The organism is Corynebacterium lujinxingii, from assembly GCF_014490555.1.
Taxonomy (GTDB): domain Bacteria; phylum Actinomycetota; class Actinomycetes; order Mycobacteriales; family Mycobacteriaceae; genus Corynebacterium; species Corynebacterium lujinxingii.
This window is the reverse complement of record NZ_CP061032.1, coordinates 1078280-1100697: the sequence shown is the minus strand read 5'-3', so window position 1 is coordinate 1100697 and position 22418 is coordinate 1078280. Positions and strand designations below refer to the sequence as shown.

General features: G+C 62.4%; 20 protein-coding genes, 1 tRNA gene and 1 pseudogene. 13 read left to right on the top strand and 9 right to left on the bottom strand.

Annotated elements, in window-relative coordinates; genetic code table 11:
- Window positions 1-73 precede the first annotated feature (73 nt).
- Window positions 74-667, bottom strand: coding sequence for a dephospho-CoA kinase (gene coaE, locus IAU68_RS05460; RefSeq protein WP_171193372.1), 594 nt, complete (start codon window positions 665-667; stop codon window positions 74-76).
- 86 nt (window positions 668-753) lie between these two features.
- The gene (gene rpsA / locus IAU68_RS05455; protein ID WP_171193373.1) at window positions 754-2217 is read right to left on the bottom strand and encodes a 30S ribosomal protein S1; all 1464 of its coding nucleotides are present in this window, start codon (window positions 2215-2217) and stop codon (window positions 754-756) included.
- Window positions 2218-2507: 290 nt separating this feature from the next.
- Between rpsA and IAU68_RS05450 the strand changes: the two genes are divergently transcribed.
- A complete protein-coding gene (locus IAU68_RS05450) occupies window positions 2508-3716 on the top strand; it encodes a YkvI family membrane protein (RefSeq protein ID WP_171193374.1) in 1209 nt (402 codons plus the stop codon).
- A gap of 440 nt (window positions 3717-4156) precedes the next feature.
- Here the strand turns inward: IAU68_RS05450 and polA are convergent, their stop codons facing one another.
- Entirely contained in the window at window positions 4157-6760 is a 2604-nt protein-coding gene (polA, locus tag IAU68_RS05445; protein WP_231699129.1) for a DNA polymerase I, read from the bottom strand.
- Window positions 6761-6911: 151 nt separating this feature from the next.
- Here polA and IAU68_RS05440 point away from each other — a divergent pair.
- A tRNA-Leu gene (locus tag IAU68_RS05440) sits at window positions 6912-6985 on the top strand.
- A gap of 244 nt (window positions 6986-7229) precedes the next feature.
- Here IAU68_RS05440 and IAU68_RS05435 read toward each other — a convergent pair.
- The 3 genes from IAU68_RS05435 to IAU68_RS05425 form a co-directional block, all read right to left on the bottom strand.
- Entirely contained in the window at window positions 7230-9197 is a 1968-nt protein-coding gene (locus IAU68_RS05435) for a hypothetical protein (protein WP_171193376.1), read from the bottom strand.
- Window positions 9198-9298: 101 nt separating this feature from the next.
- A complete protein-coding gene (locus tag IAU68_RS05430; protein WP_171193377.1) occupies window positions 9299-10273 on the bottom strand; it encodes a site-specific integrase in 975 nt (324 codons plus the stop codon).
- A gap of 197 nt (window positions 10274-10470) precedes the next feature.
- A complete protein-coding gene (locus IAU68_RS05425; protein WP_171193378.1) occupies window positions 10471-11493 on the bottom strand; it encodes a hypothetical protein in 1023 nt (340 codons plus the stop codon).
- 188 nt (window positions 11494-11681) lie between these two features.
- Here IAU68_RS05425 and IAU68_RS05420 point away from each other — a divergent pair, with 188 nt between their 5' ends.
- The 4 genes and pseudogenes from IAU68_RS05420 to IAU68_RS05405 form a co-directional block, all read left to right on the top strand.
- Window positions 11682-12020, top strand: coding sequence for a helix-turn-helix domain-containing protein (locus IAU68_RS05420; RefSeq protein ID WP_171193379.1), 339 nt, complete (start codon window positions 11682-11684; stop codon window positions 12018-12020).
- Window positions 12021-12056: 36 nt separating this feature from the next.
- Window positions 12057-12353, top strand: coding sequence for a helix-turn-helix domain-containing protein (locus IAU68_RS05415; RefSeq protein WP_171193380.1), 297 nt, complete (start codon window positions 12057-12059; stop codon window positions 12351-12353).
- A gap of 300 nt (window positions 12354-12653) precedes the next feature.
- A complete protein-coding gene (locus IAU68_RS05410) occupies window positions 12654-13013 on the top strand; it encodes a VOC family protein (RefSeq protein WP_087116736.1) in 360 nt (119 codons plus the stop codon).
- Window positions 13014-13278: 265 nt separating this feature from the next.
- Window positions 13279-13866 (top strand): annotated as a pseudogene (locus IAU68_RS05405) (DNA methyltransferase); the annotation flags it as partial.
- 252 nt (window positions 13867-14118) lie between these two features.
- Here the strand turns inward: IAU68_RS05405 and IAU68_RS05400 are convergent.
- Window positions 14119-14445, bottom strand: a complete 327-nt coding sequence (locus IAU68_RS05400; RefSeq protein WP_231699108.1) for an ArsR/SmtB family transcription factor — start codon at window positions 14443-14445, stop codon at window positions 14119-14121.
- A gap of 175 nt (window positions 14446-14620) precedes the next feature.
- On the opposite strand from IAU68_RS05400, the gene IAU68_RS05395 reads away from it, so the two are divergent.
- From IAU68_RS05395 to IAU68_RS05385, 3 genes are all read left to right on the top strand, one after another.
- Entirely contained in the window at window positions 14621-14866 is a 246-nt protein-coding gene (locus tag IAU68_RS05395; protein WP_038589537.1) for a hypothetical protein, read from the top strand.
- A gap of 66 nt (window positions 14867-14932) precedes the next feature.
- Window positions 14933-16873, top strand: coding sequence for a heavy metal translocating P-type ATPase (locus IAU68_RS05390; protein ID WP_171193382.1), 1941 nt, complete (start codon window positions 14933-14935; stop codon window positions 16871-16873).
- A 29-nt stretch (window positions 16874-16902) separates the two neighbouring features.
- Window positions 16903-17517, top strand: a complete 615-nt coding sequence (locus IAU68_RS05385; RefSeq protein WP_171193383.1) for an ATP-binding protein — start codon at window positions 16903-16905, stop codon at window positions 17515-17517.
- 82 nt (window positions 17518-17599) lie between these two features.
- Here IAU68_RS05385 and IAU68_RS05380 read toward each other — a convergent pair whose 3' ends face one another.
- Window positions 17600-18010, bottom strand: coding sequence for a hypothetical protein (locus IAU68_RS05380; RefSeq protein WP_171193384.1), 411 nt, complete (start codon window positions 18008-18010; stop codon window positions 17600-17602).
- Window positions 18011-18581: 571 nt separating this feature from the next.
- Here IAU68_RS05380 and IAU68_RS05375 point away from each other — a divergent pair.
- From IAU68_RS05375 to IAU68_RS05360, 4 genes are all read left to right on the top strand, one after another.
- Window positions 18582-19202, top strand: a complete 621-nt coding sequence (locus IAU68_RS05375; RefSeq protein WP_171193385.1) for a hypothetical protein — start codon at window positions 18582-18584, stop codon at window positions 19200-19202.
- Window positions 19203-19289: 87 nt separating this feature from the next.
- Complete coding sequence (locus IAU68_RS05370; protein WP_171193386.1) at window positions 19290-20198, top strand: ABC transporter substrate-binding protein; 909 nt, start codon at window positions 19290-19292, stop codon at window positions 20196-20198.
- A gap of 2 nt (window positions 20199-20200) precedes the next feature.
- Window positions 20201-21166 (top strand): amino acid ABC transporter permease, encoded by a 966-nt coding sequence (locus IAU68_RS05365; protein ID WP_171193387.1) that lies wholly within the window; start codon window positions 20201-20203, stop codon window positions 21164-21166.
- On the top strand, window positions 21166-21939 hold the full coding sequence (locus IAU68_RS05360) for an amino acid ABC transporter ATP-binding protein (RefSeq protein ID WP_269434720.1): 774 nt from the start codon (window positions 21166-21168) through the stop codon (window positions 21937-21939). Before IAU68_RS05365 ends, IAU68_RS05360 begins: the two co-directional genes overlap by 1 nt.
- Here the strand turns inward: IAU68_RS05360 and coaD are convergent.
- Window positions 21936-22418, bottom strand: a complete 483-nt coding sequence (gene coaD, locus IAU68_RS05355) for a pantetheine-phosphate adenylyltransferase (protein WP_171193388.1) — start codon at window positions 22416-22418, stop codon at window positions 21936-21938. The genes IAU68_RS05360 and coaD overlap by 4 nt on opposite strands.

The window sequence follows — 22418 nt, the reverse complement described above, 5'->3', positions numbered from 1 at the left end:
GGACACATTATCGGCACGAAGTAAATGGAGCGTGCACGAAAAGTTAATTTACGCGGTACAAATTTCGGGGAATCTAACCATTGAGTAAACCAACGAGTTTTTCCACCTGCGTGGCGAGCGCCTCTTCGGGTCCGTTGTTGTCGATGACCACGTCGGCTGCGGCCAACCGCGTGGCGTCGTCGACCTGCTGGGCGATTCGCGCTCGCGCGTCAGGTTCCGCAAGCCCTCGCTTATCGACGAGCCGGCGCACCCGTTCGTCCGCGTCCACGTCCACCACCACAGTGAGGTCCATCTCCTCGTCCAGGCCGAGGTCGACCAACAGCGGCATGTCATAAATGACGGCGCGCTCCCCTGCTGCCTCGGCCGCTGCGAAGCGCCGGTTCGACTCTGCGCGGATCGCTGGGTGGGTGATCGCGTTAAGTTTGGCGGTCTGTTCGGTGAACGCAAAAGCGCGACGGGCAAGTTCGCCGCGGTTGAGCGCGCCGGTGTCGTCGATAAGATCCGCGCCGAACACGTCGGCGACTTCGGCGAGCACCGGGGAGCCCGGCTCCATAATCTCGCGGGCAATCTGGTCGGCGTCGACGACCGGGAACCCTTCGTCGGCAAGCATTCGCGCCACTGTGGATTTACCGCTGCCGATACCGCCTGTGAGCCCAACTTTCTTCATGGCCTGAAGATAGCAAAACGCCCCGCGCACCGAAATGGTGTGCGGGACGTTGAGGCTATTCGCCCCAGGCGCGAACCTGTGAGCGATTAGTTGCCAGCGAGCTTGTCGCGCAGAGCGGCGAGCTGCTCGTCGGAGGCGAGGGAACCGATGTTCTCGTCAGCCTGGTCAGCTGCCGGAGCTGCAGCTGCAGACTCGGAGGAGTAGTTCGCCTGCTCGCCCTCCTGCTCCGCGGCCTCTGCGGCAGCGGCGCGGTGACGCTCGATCTGAGCGGTGTGGGCCTGGTGGCGACGCTCTGCCTCGGCGTAGCGAGCCTCCCATGCCTGACGAGCCTCGTCGTAGCCTTCCATCCACTCGTTGGTCTCCGGGTCGAAGCCCTCCGGGAAGATGTAGTTGCCCTGCTCGTCGTAGGAGTCGGCCATGCCGTAGCGGGACGGATCGAACTCCTCGACGTAGTCCTCATCAGCCTGCTTGAGGGACAGGGAGATGCGGCGACGGTCCAGGTCGATGTCGATGACCTTGACCATGACCTCTTCGCCGACGTTGACAACCTGGTCCGGGACCTCCACGTGGCGCTGTGCCAGCTCGGAGATGTGGACGAGGCCCTCGATGCCCTCCTCGACGCGGACGAAAGCGCCGAACGGGACGAGCTTGGTGACCTTGCCCGGGACGATCTGGCCCACAGCGTGGGTGCGGGCGAAGACGCGCCACGGATCCTCCTGGGTCGCCTTCAGCGACAGGGAGACGCGCTCGCGGTCGAGATCGACGTCGAGCACCTCGACGGTGACCTCGTCGCCCACTGCGACAACCTCGGACGGGTGGTCGATGTGCTTCCAGGACAGCTCGGAGACGTGCACGAGGCCGTCAACGCCGCCGAGGTCGACGAACGCACCGAAGTTGACGATCGAGGACACGACGCCCTTGCGGACCTGGCCCTTCTGCAGCTGGTGCAGGAAGTCGGAGCGGACCGCGGACTGGGTCTCCTCCAGGTAGGCGCGGCGGGACAGGACCACGTTGTTGCGGTGCTTGTCCAGCTCGATGATCTTCGCCTCGAGCTCCTGGCCGATGTACGGATCCAGGTCGCGGACGCGACGCATCTCGACGAGCGATGCCGGCAGGAAGCCGCGCAGGCCGATGTCGAGGATGAGACCACCCTTGACGACCTCGATGACGGTACCGGTAACCGGCTGGTCGTTGGCCTGCAGCTCCTCGATGGTGCCCCAAGCGCGCTCGTACTGAGCACGCTTCTTGGACAGCATCAGGCGGCCTTCCTTGTCCTCCTTGGTCAGGACAAGCGCGTCGATCTCATCGCCGACCTCGACCACGTCTTCCGGGTCGACGTCGTGCTTGATGGAGAGCTCGCGGGTGAGGATGATGCCCTCGGTCTTGTAGCCGATGTCGAGCAGGACCTCGTCGTGGTCGACCTTGACCACGGTGCCGGTGACGATGTCGCCATCGTTGAAGTACTTGATGGTCTCGTCGACTGCGGCGAGGAATTCCTCAGGGCCACCGATGTCGTTGATGGCTACCTGCGGTGCGTTGGTAGTGCGCATAAGTTCTATGTGCTCCGAAAAAATAGGAGATCGTGATTGGACAGAAGCGTCTCTCTCGGCAGCGTAAGCAGGTAATACTCGCGCCCCCGATCTCGCACCGAGCCGGCTACCGCACCCTCCTATTACGATGGGCACCGCGCCCGCGCGTAGACACGCCCGCACGAGCTTAGACACTTTGTGCAGCTAGAGCAAATAAAACACATGCGCTTATCGACGGCGACCCGTGTCGGCCCGACCGCTAACATAACTGACGTCAAATTTTCGTCAATCAGGAAAGCACGGGCAGTTATATGTGGAAACGCAGTATCGCCGTTGCGGCGTCCTTTGTGGGCATCGTCGTCGGCGCCGGTTTCGCCTCAGGTATGGAGGCGCTGCAATATTTTGTCGCTTACGGCACTCAGGGATTTTGGGGCGTGGTGCTCGCCGGCGTGACCATGCTGATCGCAGCTACGGCTTTTGTCACCTTCGGCTCGTACTTCCGCGCTGACGAACACAACCAGGTGTTCTACAAGGTGGCCAGCAAGCCGGCCGCGTTCATCATGGACTGGTCAGCGGTGGCCTGCATGTTCTCGGTCGGCTTCGTCATGTTCGCCGGCGCAGGGTCGAACCTGCGCCAGTCGTTTGACTGGCCGATCTGGATCGGCGCGACCCTCATGCTGGCGCTCATGCTCATCATCGGTCGCTTCGACGTCAACCGCGTTTCGAATGTCATCGCGTGGGCCACACCTGTGCTGGTCATCTTCGTGCTCATCGGTGCGATCTACTCGTTTACACAGCTCAGCGTCGATTGGTCGCAGGTGGACGAGTATGCACGCAGCGAGGTAAACCGCGCCGACGGCACCCCGTACTGGTTCCTTGGTGCGCTGAACCACACCGGTTTGAACGCCCTGTGCGGCGTCTCGATGGCGATTGTGATGGCCGGCGACGAGTTTGACACCAAGAGCAGCCGCATCGGCGGCGTGATCGGTGGCGCGATTTACGTGGCACTGCTCGCCCTTTTGGTCGCCGCCCTGCTCATACAGGTCGAGTCCGTGAACGGTCACGACATGCCGCTGCTGACCGTCCTCGAAAACGTCCACCCGACGCTCGGCTTTGTGATGACCTGGGTCATTTTCCTCATGGTCTTCAACACCTGCTTGGGCATGTTCTACGCCCTAGCGAAGCGACTGACACGGAAGAATCCGGACAAGTTCTACCGCACCTACGCGATTGCCTGCATCGTCGGCTTCGGCCTGTCGTTCGCCGGCTTCCAGCCGCTGGTGTCCCGCCTCTACCCGGTGCTGGGTTACCTGGGCCTGTTCGTCATGGCAGTGATGGCCGTGGTCTATTTCCGTCACCGCTCCGACCTCAAGGAGGAAGGCGAGCGTCGCGCCCAGGCGGTGGAGGCCGCGAAGGACGACGAAGGCTCCGGCGATGTCGAAGATCTTGCCGGCGAATCCAACCTGGACGAAGAGGAGTTCAAGGACGCCGTCGAAGAGGAAGCCGATAGCGAAGCGTAAAGCACGCCCTTGGCAGCGCAACGGGGGTAGCACGCGGGGGCGAAACAGCCGGTTTCACCCCGGTAAACAGCGAGTTACGCCCCCTTCGCACTATCCCGTCCACCTGTTGACATAGCGGAACGCTCATATGTTGACATGATCACACCTGTGTCCACCCTGTGGAATTGTTGAACAAACCCTTATCTGCAATTAAGTTCCTTCTTGGTTCTCGGGGAAACGGCTTGGTGCGGGGTGAAATATAAGCCCCAGCTGGGCAGAGGTACCCCTCCGAGGACCCCGCCCGTCAGGGGCGGAAACAACTGAATAAGTCACGGGGCTTAGTTGGGGGCGAGCCCCTCCGCGGGGGACACGGCACATGGGGGATGCCGAGCATGAGGCGGGTATCGGGTGAAACGCAGCGGTTTCACCCGGTACCCGCCTCATCGCTTATGCGCCCCCGTCTAATGCGCGGCTTCTTCCCAGTTCGCCCCAGTGCCAGCCGAGACTTCGAGGGGAACCAGCAGCTCGATCGCACCATCCATTTCGCGCTCCACAATGGCCTGAACCTCCTCGAGCTCACCCGGTGCGACCTCGACGACAAGTTCGTCGTGCACCTGGAGCAGCACGCGTGAGGTGTGGTCGCGCAGGGCGTCGTCGACACGCAGCATCGCCACCTTGATGATGTCCGCGGCTGTGCCCTGGATCGGTGCGTTCAGTGCCGCACGCTCGGCGTTTTCGCGGGCAACTCGATTGTCGCTGGTCAACTCCGGCAGGTAGCGGCGGCGGCCGAACACCGTGGAGGTGTAGCCGTCGCGTCGAGCCTGCTCAACCACCTCGTCGAGGTAGCGTTTCACACCGCCGAATCGCTCGAAGTAGTTCTCCATAATCCCCTTCGCCTCACCGGCGGAGATAGAGAGCTGGTTGGACAGCCCGTAGGCGCTCAGGCCGTACACCAAACCGTAGGACATCGCCTTCACACGGCGGCGCAGCTCCGGGGTGACTTGGTCGATCGGAACATCGAACACACGCGAGCCAACGAAGTTGTGCAGGTCCTCCCCCGCCCGGTACGCCTCGATCAGCCCTTCGTCCTGGCTCAGGTGCGCCATCACGCGCATCTCAATCTGCGAGTAGTCAGCGGTCAGGAGGCACTCGTAGCCTTCCCCGACGGCAAACGCGGAGCGGATCTTGCGACCCGCTTCGGTGCGCACCGGAATGTTTTGCAGGTTCGGCTCCGCCGAGCTCAGCCGGCCGGTCGACGCCACCGTCTGGTTGAACGTCGTGTGGATTCGTCCATCCGGCTGCACTGTCTTGATCAGACCTTCCACCGTCGACTTCATCTTCTGGTGCTCACGGTGCGACAGCAAGAAATCCAAAAACGGGTGCGGGTTCTTCTCCGCGAGCGCCTCAATTTCGGCGGCGGCCGTGGAATAGCCGGTCTTCGTCTTCTTCGTCTTCGGCAAGTCGAGTTTGTCGAACAGCACGACGGAGAGCTGCTTCGGGCTTGAAAGGTTCAGCGTCGGCTCGTCGACAAGTTGTCGCGCCTGCTCCTCAACCTGCTCGACCTTCTGCGTGAGATCCTTGCGCAGCTCCTCCAGCACGTCGGCGTCCACGGCGATACCGGTGTGCTCCATCTCCGCCAACACGGTCACCAGCGGCAGCTCGAGATCCGCGTACAACTCGAAGGAGTCAATCTCGCGCAATTCCTTGGTCAGCTCCGCGGACAGTTCGAGAATCGCCGCTGCCGCGTCGACGTCGCCGGAATCGTCAAGCAGACTCAACTGATCCGAACTCGTGCTCAGCTGGCGTTGCAGGTGACGCTGGTAGACATCCTCCAGCGCGTACGTGCGCTGGCCGGGGCGCAACAGGTAGGCAGCGATCGCCGTGTCATGCGCAATCCCCCGCAGCGTGATCCCGCGGCCGCGCAGCATGTGGTACGCAGCCTTCGCCTCGTGGAGGTACTTCGGATCGTCCGATTCCAGCCAGCGCTGCAACGCGGCGTCCTCGTCCGCGCTCAAGTCCGCGGCGAGTTTCGCGATGCCGTGGCGCTGCTTATCGACGACCGCCAGCCCCGTCAGATCACCATCACCCGGAGTGTCCGTACCAGAAAGATAAAGCGCAAGGCCTTGACCTTCACGGGATTTGAGCCAGGTATCGAGGGGTTCGTCGTCAAGCGTGACGTCCTCGAGCTCGACCGTTTCAGGCTCGGGCGCGGAGCCGTCGGTGGCGACCGCCGCGAGGACACGTTCGCGGAGGTTGACGCCGAATTCGAGGTCGTCGAAATGCGACGCAACCTGGGTCACGTCAGCCGGCTTGAGCTCGAGCCCGTCCGGGGCGACCGGCAAGTCGACATCGGTGACCATCTGCGTCAGTTCGCGGTTGAGACGAACCTGCTCAATGCGCTCGCGGAAGTTATTCGCGGCCTGCCCCTTGAGTTCGTCCGCATTGTCGATCAGACCGTCGAGCGAGCCGTACTGCGTGATCCACTTTGTGGCGGTCTTCTCCCCCACCTTGGGCACGCTCGGCAGGTTGTCGGACGGGTCGCCGCGCAGCGCCGCGAAATCCGGGTACTGCGCGGGCGTGAGGCCGTACTTGTTCTCCACCTCCTCCGGCGTAAAGCGCGTGAGCGTGGACACGCCGCGCATGGGATACAGGAGGGTCGTGGTGTCGTCGACAAGCTGGATGTAGTCGCGGTCGCCACTGACCAGCACGATCTCGAAGTCGCCCTCGGCGCGCGCCTGCGTGACTAGCGTGGCGACGATATCGTCCGCCTCGAAATTCTCCTTGCTCAGCGTGACGATGCCGAGGTCTCCCAGAACCTCCTCGATAATCGGCACCTGCCCCTTGAACTCCGGTGGCGCGGATTCGCGCTGGGCCTTGTACTCCGGGAAACGCTCGGTGCGAAACGTCTTGCGGCCGACGTCGAACGCCACCGCCGCGTGCGTGGGCTTTTCCTCGGAGAGGATATTCGAGAACATGGACAAGAACCCGTAGACGGCGTTCGTGTGCTGTCCGCCCGAGGTGGAGAAGTTTTCCGCGGGCAGGGCGTAGAACGCGCGGAAGGCCATCGAATGGCCGTCGATTAGCAGCAGTCGCTTCTGATTCTGGGTTGTCTCGCTCACGATGAGCAAGTGTAGCTGGCGCGCCGACACGGCCCCGCGGGGTGATTAGCCTGGGATTTCGCAGACAAGGTGACACTGGGCTAAACTTTCGCGCAATGCCCCAGTAGCCCAATTGGCAGAGGCAACGGATTCAAAACCCGTCCAGTGTGAGTTCGAGTCTCACCTGGGGCACAATGTGTTGTGGGGGTTTCGGAAAACTTTTCGAAAGAGTTCGGAAAACTTTTTCCGGAACCCCCTTTTCGCCTATCTTGGCGTCGGAGAGTCCTTTTATGTGGCCTTTTCTCCCCTCATCAATGCCAAAACGCTCCAAAACTGACACCGATTCGTCAATTCTGGAGCGTTTTTCATTATTCGGACACGACTTCTAGGCCGCGGCCCTCCAGAACTCTTTTCTGGCGGCTTGCGGCCTGCGATTTTACGCAGCAACTGGCGGAGCGTTCGGGAACGTACCGGCAATTGACCTCTCACTCCTCTTGCGGTCGAGGTCGTCGCGACGGCCGCGCGGTGTCGGGTCATTGTCGGTGCTGCCCTCGTCAAACCAAGACGAGTCGGAGGCCAGCAACAGCACGTTTACGGCGACACAGGAAATCGCGGTCGCCAACAGCTGACCAGCCCAGCCTCGCATCAGACGCACGGTCGGGTCCCCGATGCCAATGCCTCGCGAGTTCTTCAACTTGTCGTTGCGCGACTCAATGGTGTTGCGCTGTCCGTACACGGCCTGCCACTCCGGCGTACCGTACGCCGGCCCCTGCTGCAACCAACGGGCACCGTCCTCGACGCTGTTCTTGATGGTCACCGAGGCCTGTCGGCAAATCGCGGGTGGTGCAGCAGAAAAACCGGACACGTCAGAGATAGTCAGCTCAATCCGCTGCTTAGCAGTAGGCTTCTCATCCCCTCGTGGCACTAAGGCACAAGCAAGGGCCGATCCAGGAGCCTTGACCGGGCACCGGAAACGGCGGTCACCGGCACTGTTCTTGGTGCCTTTTGTGGCGAGCGCGAATCGCTTCCTCCCCTCCAGTCGGACCATGTACGTCTCGTAGTCGATCTGCCCCGCCTCGTACTGCGAGTGCGGGTCGATCAGCCCAGGGAAAGACTGAATTCCCGGTGAATAGAGACCTCCGTCAATGACCACCACGCCGGACGGCAAAACGGTTTGCAGTCCACGCTCCTTATCCTTGTAGTCGAATACGAGGTCATAGCCTTGTTCGCGCAGCGGAATGTGCATGCCCTCCGGCTTTTGCGCTGGGTACAAACGGTCGAAGAGCATGAAACCGCGGGGTAATTCCGGCCTCTCAGTGACATTCTGAAGCGCTTCCCACAACCGCTCCGTCGGGTTGACACCCGGACGGTGGAAGCCCATGCCAATAATCAACCCCGGGTTGCCACCCCGCTCCGCAAACCCGTCGCCGGTCATCGCGGCGAGAGTCGCTTCGAAACCCCAGGCAAAGGTGCCGCCTTTGGTTTCCGGATTCTCGCCGTCATGGTCGCCGGTCTCCTTGTGGTGCCAGCCGGCCACAGGAGTCGAGGCCATGAGCGCGCTCTCTGGCACGGAGCCGTTCTTGAGCCTCTTCTTGCTCGGGTTACCTCGCTTCGAGACCTGGAGAGAGGTGCCGTCCACAGCGACCGTGCCGTCCCACTCGGCGAACGCCTCTGGGGCCATCAATTCGACGGAGGCCCAGATGAGGCGGTTCGTGAACTCCGTCCCCCGGGCGCGGCGCTTCTCGCGGAAAGCCGCAGTCTCCTCGTCGTCGTCGACATCAAGTTGTCCACTCGGGACCAGGTCGAGCCATTCGCCCACGGTGTAGCGCTCTTTCAGCCGAATCTCCGGGTACGGCTCCATGGTCTCGCGTGTCACCCAGATCGTGTACCAAACGCGGTCTGCCCACCGCTCGCGAATCTCGCGACGCTGGCGCTTGTCCTTTACGTCGAACTCCTCTTCTTCCAAGCCGAGTAAGGACCAGATTGCAGGCGTAAGACCGAAAGCGATAGTGCGGCCCATGTCCTGGAAGTGCTGCGCTTGTCGTTGGATAGCCAGCAGCATCCAAAGCGCCAAAGCGGCATGAATAGACACTATTCGCCGCCGCCCACCGCGGTTCGTAATGAGCCCGTCCTCGACGCGCCACTGCTCCACGAGGCCTACAACACCGGAGCGGTCCACGATGTCCCAGGCGAGCTTTACCGTCGAGTAGACCTCGCGACGCTGCTCGATATACAGCCAGTCGCGGTCCGTGGACTTCTCCTCGCGCGCTTTGAGCTCCTTCTCGGACGGGGCAATTAGCGCCTCGTCCCAGTCCTTCTTCCGCTTCTTCGACGGCGTCGCCGCCTCGGCCTTCGCCCAGTGCTGGCGCACTTGCTCGTACCAGTCGCTCTCGTGCTGGGACATCGTGGTTCACCTCCTCTCGCGGGTGTTTTTGGCAATAAAGGACTCGCCCCGGGTGCTCACCAGGTGTTTTGTGGACTATCGGTCAGTTGGTTCTGGGGCGCCTACGCCCCGCCTCGAATTACGGTGAGGGAAGCCCGTCCCGAGACCCGCTTCGGACCTCCGTGCAGCAGCGCTCGCGCTTCTCGCGCGGTGGTTTGCTCGTCACTGACGAGGAACCTTCGATAGTGCTGGAGGTCTTTCAGACCAGCGGCCTCAATCACTGCGGACTCTGGAACGCCCCGGCGGACTTGGGTGACGATCCACGTCGTACGAGCGCGCGACATGTCCACGGCCAGCGACGGGCGGTGCGAGCGCTTCGTGAACAGCGCCACGGTGCCAGCGCCTTCGGTCGTCCGCTCCGGGCGGAACAACCAGCTCTCCTCGCTCACCGCACGCTCCACGGCTTCCCGAATCGGCTGCGCCCAGTCGTGGTCTACGGGCACAAAACGCCGTCCCGCACCGCGGTAGCCCGACGGGTACACCACTGTCCCGGTATCGTCCGTCTCGACATCCGCAGCGGTAAGCGTCGCGACCTCTCCGGATCGAAGCCCTGCTCCGAGAGTGAGTGCCAAAAGAAGGTTGGCTTGCTGACGGCGCTGGACAGTGGCCTCACCGTCCGCCCAATGGCGTAGGCGAGTCATCTCGTCCTGTGTGTACGGGGCGCTCTTCTTGTCGGTGCCGTACTGCGGCCTTTCCCTGGGCGTGTCGTAGTGGCGGTGAACTGCCTGGCCAACAACCCGAAGCAGCGAGCGAGTGGTGCCTTGGACGTGGGTGCTGTACCCAGACTGGTCAACGAAGGCATTGACCGTGGCCTCGGTGAAAACGTTTCCGACCGAGACTTCCCGTCCGGTCATCGAAACGAAATCAGCGAGACGGGCGACAGTTCGCAACGCGGCGCGGGTCTTGTCCGCGCTCCAGTCCTCCGTCACGGCAGTCGAAACGGCGTCCGTAACGAAGTCTCGGACCGCGCCCCAGCGATTCGCCGGGATCACCGTCGGGGTGTATCCGGCAATGACTTGATGCGGTGTGGTGGACATATTGAATGTTCCTTGTCCGCCCACGCGAGTGGTGGTGGCGTGGGCTATCTCCGTGGTGGGTTGAGATTGAGATAGCACCAGCCTGCGTCGACACCGATAGGTCGTCAAGGTCCGAAACCGGCTCTTGAGCCGTTTTGACCCGCCCCACCTCGACAGCACCATTAGCGAAGATACCGCACTTGAAGTGTACGTTTGCGTCATTTTATACCCCCGTCGATAACTTCAAAACGAGCCGTTTCTGTACTTTTTCGTTCACCCGTCCGGGGGTGATCATCTAGGTGTTGTGCCGCCTTCGGCCCTCCGAAACCGGCTCTTGAGCCGTCCCCGCCCCAGTGACCCACCGCCCCGGCGCTCGACGCCAGACCAGGCCAGTTGACGTACGGGTCGGTCAGCGCCTCGACGTGGTCTTCCACCGTGTCCGGGCGCTCGGGGTTAAATCTTGCGAGACGCTCGAACTCGTACAGGTGCGTCGTTCCAATAGCGGCAACAGCAACTTCTCGCGGAACCGAGCGGATCACCTGCACCGCCCACGTCGCGCGGAGGCGGCGAAGCGAGACGCGGAATGTCCTGCGCCGGTTCAGCTCCCCCTTCGCCAAGTCGTTGACGTCCCTGTACGGCAGCAACGGCTCCTCCGGGGTCTTCGCCTCGGCCACCGCGGCGAGCCCCGGTCCGAAAACCGAAGCGACGGGCACTTCCGGGGCGTACCCGGCGCCGCGAAGGTGCTCGACATGCACCCACGTCACCCCGTCACGGACGCTCACGTCACCGGCGAGGACGGTCTCCATGCCGTCGCAAATGCCTGCTCCGAGGCCGAGGGCGAGCACGGTGTATGCCTGCCGGCGCTTCACTTCGGTCGATTGCGACTGAACCCAATGACGAAGACAGTCAAAATCCTTCTGTGTGTACGGCCTGGCATGCTCCTTCGGCTCCCGCGGTTGCAGACTCACCGTTTCGCCGGTGAGCGTCATAGTGATTTTGTTGAGATACGTGCGGACCGTGGCCGTGTTTCGGTGCGTTTGTGCGAGCTCGCTCAATGCCGCGTGGCAGATGTCCGTATCGAGCACAGTTTCGCGGGTCACCGGCCGGCCGACGCGGTGGCAGGCCGCGGCGACATGGGTGAGCGCTCTGAGATACTTCGAGACCTCGCTGTGGCGGTCCTGCCGAAGGTGGAAGTGCTCGGCGCCGCCGGCCTCGAAAGCCTCCAGAGCAATTTCTTTCACTACTGGCGCGACCGTTGCCCAAGTGGTCTCGCTGACGAACTTGGGCGTATATCCAGCGACACGGTGCTCGACATATTCGCGTTCTTGCGGGGTTAGCGACATGGGCTGACCCCCGTACGGGCCAGTGCAGTACCCCCGCAACGGCCACCGCTGCGGAGACCGCTTCGGCCACCGGTACGGTGAAGACCATGTCCACCTACCCACCGCCGCGCGAGGCCTACCCAGAGTGGCCCGACGTCAACCCCGAGGGGCTTGAGCCCGTCTACGCCAAGGCACTCGGAATGCGTCAGTTGTTGGTGCGCGAGATTGAGCGGTACATCGAGCGCGGCTGGGCAAGTTCCCAGCAGGACTTTGCCCAACGCGCCGGCATTGGAGAGACAGTCCTTCGTCGCTGGCTTTCCGGCGAGCGGTGGCCCGCCGTGCATACCGTCGCGGCGGCCGAGGCGGTGCTCGAGACGTCGCTCTGGCCGCACCAGGTCTCGCGGAAGCCGCACCTGCGTTCCAAGGGCGGCTACGACTACCCCTAGCAGCGTGTTCGATGTCCCCGTCGCTACGGTGAAGGCATGGTAAGACCGAAGCCCGGTAGCCCCGCCAGCCTCTACCCTGGCTGGCCCGACAGTCTCGATGTGACCGTGACCGAGCATCAGATGATCCAGGCCATGGTGATCAACCTTCGGCGCGAGCGGAACCGCTACCGAAGCGTCAAGGGGGTCGCGGAGAAGTCTGGCGTCGCCGCCTCGACTATCTCGGACATCCTCAACGGCAATTCGTGGCCGACGTTGGAGACCGTGGCCAGGCTCGAAGTCGGACTCGGTGTGCGTCTGTGGCCGGGGGTAAAGACCACCCGCGGAAATACGTAGTTCGTTTTGCATACCTCCACCGTGTCGTGGGAGAGAGCAAACACCAGCAGAAAATAGTGGGGTTAATTCACTGTGCCGTAATGAGACGACACGTCGTCTTGAAACGGTAAGACGGAATAATCCGGTACGCCGTAGATAAGTTTTGTGTAGCCATGAATGCAGTTGTGCTGCTCAGTCCGCCTCCCTCAGTACGGATTGTGGTGCTGGTGACATGTATTGATTCCCGAAACTCAGATTCCTATGGGTCCACCGATGTCCCAGGTAACATGGACAGAACAATCTTGAGTTTGGAGGAAGAAAATGAACCGCGAATTGGTTTTCATCGTCTACGTCAGCGACATCCAGAAATCGGTTGACTTCTACAGGGATTTGCTCGAAGTCGAAACAACTTTTGAAACACCGCGTTACGTCACTTTCGGACTAGCGGAAGGCGTTGCTCTGGCTCTGTGGACTGGAGAGTCATCAGCTCTGGCGGGCGAACCAGTACGTACTTCGGAAGTTTGTCTGAACGTCACAGCAGAGCAGGTGCAGGAGACTTACGACGCCTGGGTTGCGAAGGGTGTTCGAGTCATCGAAGAGCCGCACGAGGACGTATTCGGCACTACATTCGTCGTTGCCGACCCTGACGGCAATCGCGTTCGGGTCGCGCCAATCGACTAGTCATTCATAAGCCAGGTGAGCCTAGAGGTCCACGAAACGACCGTTACTTGTAGTCGTACCCGTACTTCTCGCACACGGCTTCGGCACTTACCACCTCGGTTTCCGATTCGGAGCGTCGTTAGGAGGACTGACGCTCCCGCCTGACTCGCGATCCAAAAACATGTTCCCCTCGGGCCGAATTTTCTTCGGTGTCTGTCGCTGCCCCGGCTACCATAAAGTGCGAATTATTTGACAGCCCCGACAGACGAAACGAGGCAGCGAAACGGTGGCCGGCGCGAAGCAACTACTTGAATTGACCTGGTTCAACAAGGACAAGGCGCTTATTCCCAGCGAAGAGGGACGCTACGCCTACGAATGGGTTGACCCAAAAGACCCGCGGTACTGCGAAACGCGCGCGCTCGCGGTCGATGAAGTGGTTACCGGCGAGCAATCGCCCAAGGAAGAAGGCACCCAATACTCGGAGCGGGCTGACTTGGAGCCGGCCGAGGACAATTTGCTGATCCTCGGCGAGTCCGGCGACGTTCTTGAAGCCCTCACTCGCGTGCCGGAGTTACGCGAGAAGTACCTCGGCAAGGTGAAGTGCGTCTACATTGATCCACCGTTTAACACCGCACAAACCTTTGCCAACTACGAGGACAACCTCGAACACTCCGTATGGCTCACCATGATGCGTGACCGCCTGATTCATCTGCGCAAACTTCTTAGCGATGACGGTTCGATTTGGGTTCACCTGGATGACGTAGAAAACCACCGCATGAGGGTGCTCATGGACGAGGTGTTTGGAAGTGGGAACTTTGTGGCGGAGATTAGCTGGGAAAAAGTCTACTCACCGCGTTCCGACGCGCGAGGGTTGACCGTGCGGTCGAGGTAGACGGTGCTCCAGAGAACGATGGCTGCGGCTCTTTATGGCCGATCGCCCAGTCCCGCAGGACCATCCTCAACCGGATGTAGGAGGCTGCTCAGGCGGTGCGCGCGAGGCGAGGGTCGAGGGCCATTCCGCGGAAAAGTAGCGCTAAGGATCGTTTTAGGAGCATGCGGCAAACGGCTTTCTTCTGAGCTGATTCGCGCATCGCAAGCCCATACCCGGTGCCGCGCGGTTGCGTGCTCAACCAGCTTCTGCCGGCGGCGTGGAAAGGTCGGAACCGAAGAGGGTGCGCAGAGCATCCATGGCCTCGGGGCGGGCCTTGTAGTAGACCCACACCCCTCGCTTGTCACGGTCAACGAGCCCGGCGTCGTGCAGGATTTTCAGGTGGTGGCTGAGTGTCGAAACTGCCAGGTCGAAGCCCTCGGTCAGGTCACACATTGCGCATGCCTCGCCGCCCTCGTGCGAGAGCACCATGGACATCAGCCGCAGCCGGACCGGATCCGCCAGGGCCTTGAACATCCGGGAGACGGCCTCGGCCTGGGCCGCCGTGATTGGCTCACCGGACAACGGCGTACAGTAACCCAGCGCACTTGGCGCAGGGGGGTCCAAGGATGGGATCGACATGCCTCCATTCTAGCATACCTAGCATACTTCGATAGTTTGACAACTATCGAAGTGTGAGTATCATGGAAGCCGGACTTCGAAGTCTGTCGAAGTACTGCACATTGTGAAGGAGACACCCGTGAACACACCCATCCAGCTGGTCCGTTCCAAGTACCGCGCGCTCGGGGGCGGATGCGTAAGCTGCTCCAGAGACCTTGCCCCCGTCGAGGCCCTGCCCGGCGTGCAGAAGGTCGACGCCCTGGCCTCCGGCGTCGTGCTGGTCACGCACGACGGCACCGTGGCCGACAGCGCCATCGTTGAAGCGGCACAGAAGGCCGGCCTGTCCCTGGCGCCGGCCGGCCCGGCACGCCCCGTCCGCGCCTGATCACCTGGTGAGGGCTGACCCTCACGAGTCATGTCCTCACGTTTCACAAAGAGAAGAAATCACCGAATGAATGCCGAATTTGACACCTCAACACAGCTCACCGCTCAGTCCCGGCGCCGGTGGTGGCAGAGCAGCGAGATGGTGGCCCTGGCGGTAGCCGCGGTGCTGCTGGCCGCGGGGCTGGCCGTGGAGTGGACCATCCACTCCGAGCCGGTGGCCCTGACCTTTTTCTGGGCCACGATCGTCATCGGCGGCGCCTACCCGCTGCGCGACGCCATCCGCGCCGTGCGCAACAGGCGGCTGACCATCACCGTGCTGCTGATCATGGCCGCCATCGGTGCGATCGCGCTGGGGGTGATCGAAGAAGCCGCGATGCTCGTGGTCATCTTTAGCCTGGGCGAGGCGATGGAAGCCTACGCCACCGACAAGGCACGCGGCTCCATCAGCGCGCTGTTGGAGCTGGCACCCCCGAACGCGAACCGGCTCACAGCCGGGGGCTTCACCGAAACCGTGGCCGTGGAGGCGCTGCACCCCGGTGATGTCGTCCTCGTCCGCCCCGGTGAGCGTCTGCCCACCGACGGCACCGTCACCGAGGGTACTTCGTGGGTCGATGCCAGCCCGGTCACCGGCGAATCCGTGCCGGTGGAGGCTTCCGCCGGGGCCGAGGTCTTCGGCGGAAGCCTGAACGGCAACGGCGTGCTGCGCGTCCAGGTGACCAAGGAGCACTACGACACCATCCTCGCCCGGGTGATCGAACAGGTAGAGGAGGCCCAGGCTAACCGCAGCCGCACCGAGCGCTTCGCCGACCGGTTCAGCGCCGTCTACACCCCCGCCATGTTCGCCCTTTCGGTCCTGGTGGCCCTGGTTCTGCCGTTGTTCGGCTTCGAATGGCGTGAGGCCATCTATCGAGCCCTTGTAATCCTTGTTGTCTCCTGCTCCTGCGCGCTGGTCATCTCCGTGCCGGTCAGCGTCGTCACCGCCATCGCCCGCGGAGCACGGGACGGCATCATGATCAAGGGCGGCATCTACCTCGAACGCCTGGCCGACATCAAGGCCGTCGCCTTCGACAAGACCGGCACACTCACCCGCGGCCGGCCTGCCCTGGACCAGGTCACCGCGTTCGGCGGCACCACCGAACAGGAAGCCCTCGCACTGGCCGCCGCCGTCGAGGCCGGCAGCGAACACCCCATCGCCGCCGCCATCACCGCCGGGGCCAGGGACCGGGGCCTCGACATCCCCACCGCCAGGGACGCCCGCGCCCTCCCCGGGGCCGGCATGGAGGCCGTCGTCGACGGCCGAGCCATGCACATCGGCCGGCCCTCGGACGCGGACCGCACCGACCCGCAAGTCGGAGCGGCCGTGGCCGGAGCCGAGGCAAACGGCTGCACCGCCGTCGTACTGCGCGAGGACACCCGGCCACTGGCCGTTCTGGCGGTCGCGGACCAGTTGCGCCCCGACGCCCACAGCACTATCGCCGAACTGCACGAACTAGGCATCGAACGGGTGCTGATGCTCACCGGAGACAACGCCACCGTCGCTAAAACCACCGCCCATGCCCTGGGTCTGGACGACTACCGCGCCGAACTGCTGCCCGAGGACAAATCAGCCGCCGTACGTGAATTGCGCGAACAGTACGGGGTTATCGCCATGGTCGGCGACGGAGTCAACGACGCCCCCGCACTGGCCAACGCGGACCTGGCCGTCGCCATGGGCGCCGCCGGAACCGACGTCGCACTCGAAACCTCTGACGTCGCACTCATGGCCGACGAACTGGACCGGCTCCCCGCAGCCATCCGCCTCTCCCGACGGGCCCGGAACAACATCAAGATCAACATCGCGCTCAGCCTTGCCGTCGTGGCCATTCTGATCATCGCGGCCCTCGCCGGCTGGATGACCCTCACCACGGGACTGCTGCTGAATGAAGGCAGCGCCGCGCTGATCATCCTCAACGGCCTGCGTATGATGCTCCCCGGCCGCGGCGAAACCCGGCAAAAACGAACTGCATAGCCCGCGACAACAAGGTCATACAGACACGGTTGCGTGAAGCGAAACTCCTTGGCTCAACCGCCGCACTCGAGCGCTTCGATGCCTATCCCGGCCGCGGTGTGACCCAAGACCGCATCGACCGGCTCGCCACCTGCGAATGGATCGACTACGGCAAAGACCTCATCATCGTGGGAGCTACCGGCACCGGTAAAAGTTTTCTCGCTCAAGCCCTGGCCGTCGCGGCGTGCCGCAAAAAGCTCACCGCCCGTTACTTCCGGCTCAACGACCTGGCCAACGATTTCGACGCCGCGGCTGAGCATCCCCAGGCCCGCAAACAGCTCCTCGCCGACCTGCAAGCCCCGGCACTTGTCGTCATCGATGACTTTCTCGCCACCGATGTATCAGCGCACGCGTTGAACCAGGTATTCAACCTGCTCGTCGGGCGTGAGCATGCCTCTACCGTGATCGCCAGCCAACACGAACCCGATTACTGGTACGACGTGTTCTCCGAGGCAGCACTGGCAGACGCAGTCATGTCCAGACTCGCCAACCACGGCTCGAAACTCACCCTGACAGGAGAAGACATGCGAACCCGCGACGACATCAAACAAGAAAGGATGGCCCCTACGACACCCACACGGCTACGTCAACCCCGAAAGCCGTAACCGGGGGTAAAAACCGGGTACCGGCAACCACCAACACCCCGGTACCCGATACCGCCCTACCGGTACCGAAAAGAAACGCCCGTCACGGCATGAGCGACACCCAGGTCATCTGCTTCGTCTCGCCGGGGGCGAGCAAGTCACCGCACTGCGGGTTACCGGGTACGCGCTCCAGGTAGGCGACGTTGCCCCACGCGGAGCCGTTGGACGCGATCTGGACCTCAAGGTCTGTACTGCATGCCAGGTCAACCCCTTCGTCGGAGTTATTCGCCACGTCTGCCGTAACGGAAACCTGCTTGCGGCCTTCGTAGTCCGGAATTTCGACTTCCGTGACGCTTGACGGATCGGCAACGTCTACGACGTTAAGCGCGAAGTCGCCGACCTCGTAACCGGATTGCGCCGTCTCCTGCGACTGGGACGAGTCTGTTTCCGTACCGGAGCACGACGCGAGGAACATTGCGGAGACCGCGGCGAGGGCGGAAATAGTCTTCTTCATGCCAGCAGACGTTACCCACTCAAAAAGCGGGTCGAAGCTCTGGGTTGAGTGGCAGGGGGTGGCGGATTGAGGGCTGCCCTTAGGCGGTGTTGCTCCGCCAGGGCAAGCGGGTCGCCAGACGATTCGCGTATTCGCTCCGGCGCGGTGTGCCGATCTGGCTTTCGCGACGGTGGGAGGGGCGGGTTTCCGAGGCGGGATGCGTTTCGGTTTCCGCTGCGTGACGGCTACCTTCGAGCGCAGGCTCAGATGAATTTGGAACTAAACAGAGAAAGGCGTGGAACTAAGTCTGGAACTAGGCCGCGTCAGTGGTGGTCAAGGAGTTTTCCGAAACCCCCGTTGTCTCGAGACATCGTTCCTACGGTGTCTCGAGATTTTTTCTTTTGATTCACCCGTGGGGCATGACCAGTGAGCCTACGACCGCTATCGTTCCAGCGCTACGGCAACTTTAAGCAACGGGTAGATTCGATCCGACGTCATAAGATTAGTGATCCTAAGTGCGCTGAAACGGGATCAATCCTTAGTCCAACACTCCCATCCCCTCCTGCCAGAACGGTTGGTTAAACTACGGCGCATGCGCCAGACACACATTGCCGGCATTGTCGCCGGAGCACTTATGTTCACCACTCTCGCCGTTCCCGCGAATGCGCAGGAGAATCCGGCGAACAACAACGCCGGGACCGAGCAGGAAACTGATGCCCAGGTCGACCCGGCTGAGGCTTTGCAGGACACTATCGAAAGCTTTGCCAAGCTTTCCGACGTCTCCAGCTCCGCCAAGGAGGGCGAAGACGGCGAGGAAACAGATGGCGGCCTGATCGACGCGCTCGACCAGGATCCGGAGAACGACCCGCTCTACATCGATCCAGAAAAGAACCCGCTGAAGAAGGTCTCCAGCTCCGAGATGTTCCTCGAGTGGACCGACGGCATGGCAGAAGGTGACGGCAAGGACGTCGTCCAAGCTTGGGCCGCCAACTCCTCCATTCCGGATACCGCGAACCCGATCGAGTTGTGGAAGGCAGAGGCCCAGGGCTCAGCACAAATGTCCTCCGGCCTGTTCACTGGCGACTTCGCGCAGAGCTCTGCCGGCTCGAGCCAGCGCACCTCCGTGTGGCTCACTGTGGTCATCGGCGTGATGGTCGTCGGCCAGCTCATCGAGTTGGTTATGCGTGGCGTGCGCATGGCCCAGCAGCAGTAAGACCTGAAACTATCAGGGGTTTCTCCCACAAATACTCTGCGAGTAATATACGATGAACAGAAACTATTCATCGATTGCGGGAGACCCATGCTTTACCCACCGAACGCACGGCGGTGCACGCTAGCCGCCTTACTCGCCGCGGCGCTGCCGTTGGCGGGATGCGTCACCAACGTCGAGGACGGCACGCCGGACGGCTGGGAACAGATCGTCCCGGACGAAGTGCCGGAAATCGCGGCGATGGTGCCGCCCGAAGTCGCCGCTGACGGTGTCCTCAACGTCGGTGCCAACCCTCCGTTCGCCCCGTTCGAGTTCAAAAACTCCTCCGGCGATGTCATCGGAGTCGAGATGGACTTGGCCCGAGCTGTCGCAGGCGTGATGGGGATGGACTTTGAGGTCTCTGACATGGACTTCTCCATGATCCTGCCTGCTGTGACCACTGGCGGCCTCGATGCCGGTGCGTCCGGTTTCACGGACAACGAAGAACGCCGCGAGAGCTTCGACTTCGTCAACTTCCTCTACGCCGGCATCCAGTGGGCCGCTTCCCCAGAAGATGACGTCGACCCGACGGACGCGTGTGGCCTGACGGTGTCTGTGCAGCGCACTACCGTCTCAGACACCGACGACGTCCGGCCGAAGTCAGACGAGTGCGAGGCCGCCGGCAAAGACCCAATCACGGTCCTCGCCTTCGATACCGCGGACAACGCCGCACTCGCCGCACTCGTCGGACGTGCCGATGCATATAGTGCAGACTCCCCCGTCACCGCTTGGGCGGTGGAGCGATCCGGCGGCGATCTTGAGCTGATCGGCGAGATGTTCGACGCCGCGCCGTACGGCTTCGCCGTGCCGAAGGGTTCCGGTCTCGGGCCGGCGATGGCCGCGGCAATGCAGCACCTCATCGATATCGGCGAATATCAGCGCATCCTCGAGCAGTGGAACATCACCACCGGCCTGCTCGACCAAGCATTACTCAACGAACAACCCGTGGGAGGACAGTGAGCATGAGCACCCCCTATTCCAAATACGCGGCCGCGAACAACGAACGGCCGAGGCCCGAGCGCATCGAGGCCAAGCCGCTTCGCCACCCGGGCCGCTGGGTGCTCGCCGCCCTCCTTGTGCTGCTCGTAGCGTGGTTCATCATCGGCGCAGCACGCAACGAGGCCTACGGGTGGGACACCTATTTCCAATACCTGCTGGATACCCGCATCGCTAAGGCCGCGCTGCACACCATCGCGATCACCGTGTTGGCGATGATCCTCGGCGTGATCGGTGGCATCCTCCTGGCAGTGATGCGCATGAGCCCTAACCCGGTGTTCAAAACCGTTGGCTGGGTGTTCCTCTGGATCTTCCGTGGTACCCCGGTCTACGTCCAGTTGATGTTCTGGGGTCTGATCGGCGCGATCTACGACACGATTAACGTAGGCTTCGCCGAGATCCCGCTCGAGCCGTTCACCTCCTCGGCGTTCGCGCTTGCGGTGGTCGGCTTGGGGCTCAACGAGGCCGCCTACATGGCCGAGATCGTCCGCTCCGGTGTCTCCGCGGTGCCGGAAGGCCAGGTTGAAGCGTCGAAGGCGCTCGGCATGAGCTGGGGCCAGACGATGCGCCGGACGGTGCTGCCGCAGGCGATGCGCATCATCATCCCGCCGACCGGCAACGAGTTCATCTCGCTGCTCAAGACGTCCTCGCTCGTCGTCGCGGTGCCGTACTCGCTCGAGCTCTACGGCCGCTCGATGGATATCGCCGCAGCGCTGTTCCAGCCGGTGCCGCTGCTGCTCGTGGCCGCAACCTGGTACCTCGTGATCACCTCGGTGCTCATGGTCGCCCAGCACTACCTGGAGCGCTACTTCGACCGTGGCGCCTCCCGCCAGCTCACCCAGCGTCAGCTGGCCAGCCTGGCTGATGCCGAGGGCACCATCCCGAACAACGTTGAAATCATCGAAGAGCCGCAGAAGAAGGGACAGCGCTAATGACCGTCAAGCAAACCCCCATGATTCAGGCCGTGGACGTGTGGAAGAACTTCGGCAACCTGGACGTGCTCAAAGGCATCGACCTCGAAGTCGCCCCCGGCGAGGTGACCTGCCTGATCGGCCCGTCCGGCTCCGGAAAGTCCACGCTGCTGCGCTGCGTGAATCACCTGGAGCAGGTCAACGCCGGGCGGCTTTTCGTCGACGGCGAACTGATCGGCTACAAGGAGCGCGACGGCGTGCTCCACGAAATGAGCGAGAAGGACGCCGCGAAGCAGCGCCGCGACATTGGCATGGTGTTCCAGAACTTCAACCTGTTCGGTCACCGCACCGTGCTGGACAACATCATCGAGGCACCGGTCCACGTCAAAGGCCAGCCCGTCGAGCAGGCGAAGGCCCGCGCGATGGAACTGCTCGCCATGGTCGGTTTGGAGTCCAAGGCGGACGTCTACCCCATCCAGCTCTCCGGCGGCCAGCAGCAGCGTGTCGCTATCGCGCGTGCGGTGGCGATGGATCCGAAGCTGATGCTTTTCGACGAACCCACCTCCGCCCTCGACCCCGAACTCGTCGGCGAGGTGCTGCGCGTGATGCGCGATTTGGCGAAGAACGGCATGACCATGCTCGTGGTCACCCACGAGCTCTCCTTCGCCCGTGAGGTGGCCGACAAGGTCGCGTTCATGGACGGCGGGCAGATCATCGAGTACGGCACCCCGGAAGATGTGCTGGACAACCCGCAGCACGAACGCACGAAGTCGTTCGTCTCTACGCTGTTCTAGGCGTTGCGGAACTTCTCCTTGATCGCGTCGCGCACCACCGGGGGCACTAGCCCGGAGATGTCGCCGCCGAATTTGGCCACTTCCTTCGTCAGCGACGAAGAGATGTAGCCGTACTTTTCGTCGGTGAGCAGGAAGTAGGTGTCCACCCCGGTCAAGCGCCGGTTCATCTGTGCCATCGGCAGCTCGTACTCGTAGTCGAGCGAAGAACGCAGCCCCTTCACCAGTGCGGTGACCCGGTGGGCCGAGGTGTAATCCACGAGCAGCCCGCCCCAGCTATCCACGCGCACCCCGTGCAGGTGGGCGGTGGCGTCGCGGATAAGTTCGACGCGCTCGTCGATAGTAAATAGCCCTGAGGTTTTCGTCGGGTTGCCGGTAACCAGGACGATCACCTCGTCGAAGTGGCGCGAGGCGCGCGTGACGATGTCTAGATGCCCGTTGGTGATCGGGTCGAACGAACCGGGGCATACTGCTGTGGTCAA